The organism is Bradyrhizobium guangdongense, assembly GCF_006483445.1.
Taxonomy (GTDB): Bacteria; Pseudomonadota; Alphaproteobacteria; order Rhizobiales; family Xanthobacteraceae; genus Bradyrhizobium; species Bradyrhizobium guangdongense_A.
Window position 1 is genome coordinate 1 of the sequence record NZ_PPPT01000228.1, and the last position, 2142, is coordinate 2142.

General features: G+C 64.3%; 3 protein-coding genes. 2 read left to right on the plus strand and 1 reads right to left on the minus strand.

Translation table 11 applies throughout. The annotated features are described in order from the left end of the window. Positions 1 to 829 (minus strand): ABC transporter substrate-binding protein (locus C2U70_RS28965; protein ID WP_186294537.1); only part of this gene is annotated, 829 nt, incomplete at its 3' end. 185 nt (positions 830 to 1014) lie between these two features. On the opposite strand from C2U70_RS28965, the gene C2U70_RS28970 reads away from it, so the two are divergent. Both C2U70_RS28970 and C2U70_RS28975 read left to right on the plus strand, forming a co-directional pair. Further along, complete coding sequence (locus tag C2U70_RS28970; RefSeq protein WP_140982050.1) at positions 1015 to 1641, plus strand: hypothetical protein; 627 nt, start codon at positions 1015 to 1017, stop codon at positions 1639 to 1641. A gap of 29 nt (positions 1642 to 1670) precedes the next feature. After that, on the plus strand, positions 1671 to 2120 hold the full coding sequence (locus C2U70_RS28975) for a DsrE family protein (RefSeq protein WP_186294538.1): 450 nt from the start codon (positions 1671 to 1673) through the stop codon (positions 2118 to 2120). The last annotated feature ends 22 nt before the right edge of the window (positions 2121 to 2142 follow it).

A 2142-nucleotide genomic window follows, 5' to 3' on the forward strand; every position in this document is an offset into this window, starting at 1 on the left:
AGGACGCGACCTGCCGGAATAGGTCGGGGAAATCCAGCCCGTACGACATCAGCGCGCCGTTCAGAGGAAACGTCCGGAACGGATGGATGCCGGGAATGCGTAGCTCGTTGCTGAGCCTAATGATCAGGTCTTGGTGCAGAATCGGCAGCGAGTCAGGCAGCGTCATCAGTCCGGCCCTTGGCGGACCAGCCGCGCCGCGAATGGCGCGCTCGATCTCGGCGGCGTCACGCACATAAATCGTTTGCACATTGAGACCGGACTCGCGTCCATCGATCTCGATCTGGCGGGCAAACGGCGCGCTTGTGTTGTTGCCCGGGTTCGCGATCAGGACGATGCGCTCGATCGTGGTGTCGGCGTCCTTGAGAAGATCGACCCATTTGCCGCCGACCGCGAGCTCGAAGTTGGTGAAGCCGGTCAGGTTCCCGCCCGGATGCGACAGAGATTTCACGATACCGAGCTCCACGGGATCAGCCACCAGCAGGAACACGACCGGCATCGTGCCCGAATGTTTGCGCATGGCTTCGAGCGTCGGGCTTCCCTGCGCAATGAGCAGGTCGGGTGCGCGCTGAACCAATGCAGCCGAGGCCGCCGACAGCGCCGATGGCATCGGCTCGGCCAGACGCAGGTCGAATTCGAGATTGTCGCCCTCGCGCCAGCCGAGTTCGCGCAGCCTGTCCAGGAGTGCGGCGCGCAACGGCTGGATCTGCCGCTCGCCGAACGAGGAGACCATGCCGACCAGCTTTTTGCGCGGCGCCGGTTGCGCCCGCGCGGAAAGCCAGGGCGCGGCAGCGGTAAGTGCGGCGCCGCCAATGAAAGTCCGCCGTCTCATGCGTCGATCCGATTGGTCACTCTTGTTCATCCGGCCCGTCTAGCAGCATTTATCCGGTCCCGGGACAGGCAAAATCGCCGAAACCGGCCCCCCCGGGATGATCGCGGGCCCGTGAACGCACCCGCGATTGGGCGCGACTAACGAAGGCATAGCCGGGTCATCCCATCGTTTTGCCCGAGGCGGTCATGAAGCCATCTCTTCTCATTGCCTTCGCCCTCACCTTGTTCGCCGGCAGCGCCCGCGCCGAGGAGGCCGACCAGGTCCGCGAGACCACCAAGGCCGAGATCGAGGCCTTCACCATCAGGATCTATGGCAGCCCGCCCGGCGACAAGACGAGCTATGCCTGCTTCGTCCGCCGCTACGATGCCGAGCATCTGGCGCGGCATCCCAAGCAGAAGGTCGCCGCCATGAAGCTCCTGATCTCGGCGGAACCGGACAAGGAGAACAAGGAGTTCCGAAACTCCTTCCGCCTCGGCTTCCGCTATCGGCATCGCTCCGGCGATTTCGACTCGAGCGGCGACTGCGGCAGCCATGCGGTGCTGCTGAAGGACGGCGACGAGGTCCGGCTCGGCTGCGGCGTCGATTGCGAAGGCGGCGGCATCGAGGTGGCGCTGTCCAAGGACAACAGGTCAGCCATCGTCCGGCTCGAGCAGATCCGGGTCTGGCAGAACAACAAGCCCGACGACGAGGCCGAACGCTCGCTGGTCGCCGGCGCCGATGACAAGATCTTTCGCCTCGACCGCACCGCCAATAGCGATTGCGCCTCGCTCGTGACCGACCGCAAGGAACTCGCAGCGCTCCGGCACAAGTGATAGGGTCCCGACAAAGTCAGGAGCCCATTATGAACCGACGCAACATCCTCTGGAGCGCCGTCTCCGCATTCGGCGCGGCCTTTGCCGCTTCCCGCGCCCGGGCCGCGACCGAGCAGCCCTCGGCCGGCAAGCTGAAGGTGGTCTATCACCTCAGTGACGCCGAGAAGGTCAACTTCGTGCTCGGCAACATCCAGAACCATATCGACGGCGTCGGCGGCCCCGAGCATGTGACGATTGCGCTCGTGATCCACGGGCCAGTGCTGAAGTCGTTTCAGTCGGAAAAGGCCAATCCCGATATCAGCAAGCGCGTCGGCGAATTCCATAAGGATGGTGTCGAGCTCGCCGCCTGCGGCAACACCATGAAGGCGCAGAACGTCACGCTGCAGGATCTGTTGCCGGGGTTCGTCAGTGCGGAGAAGGGCGGCGTGGTGCGGCTCGCCGAGCTGCAGTCGCAGGGGTATTTGTATTTAAGGCCGTGAGCTCTCTCCCTCTCCCCGCGTG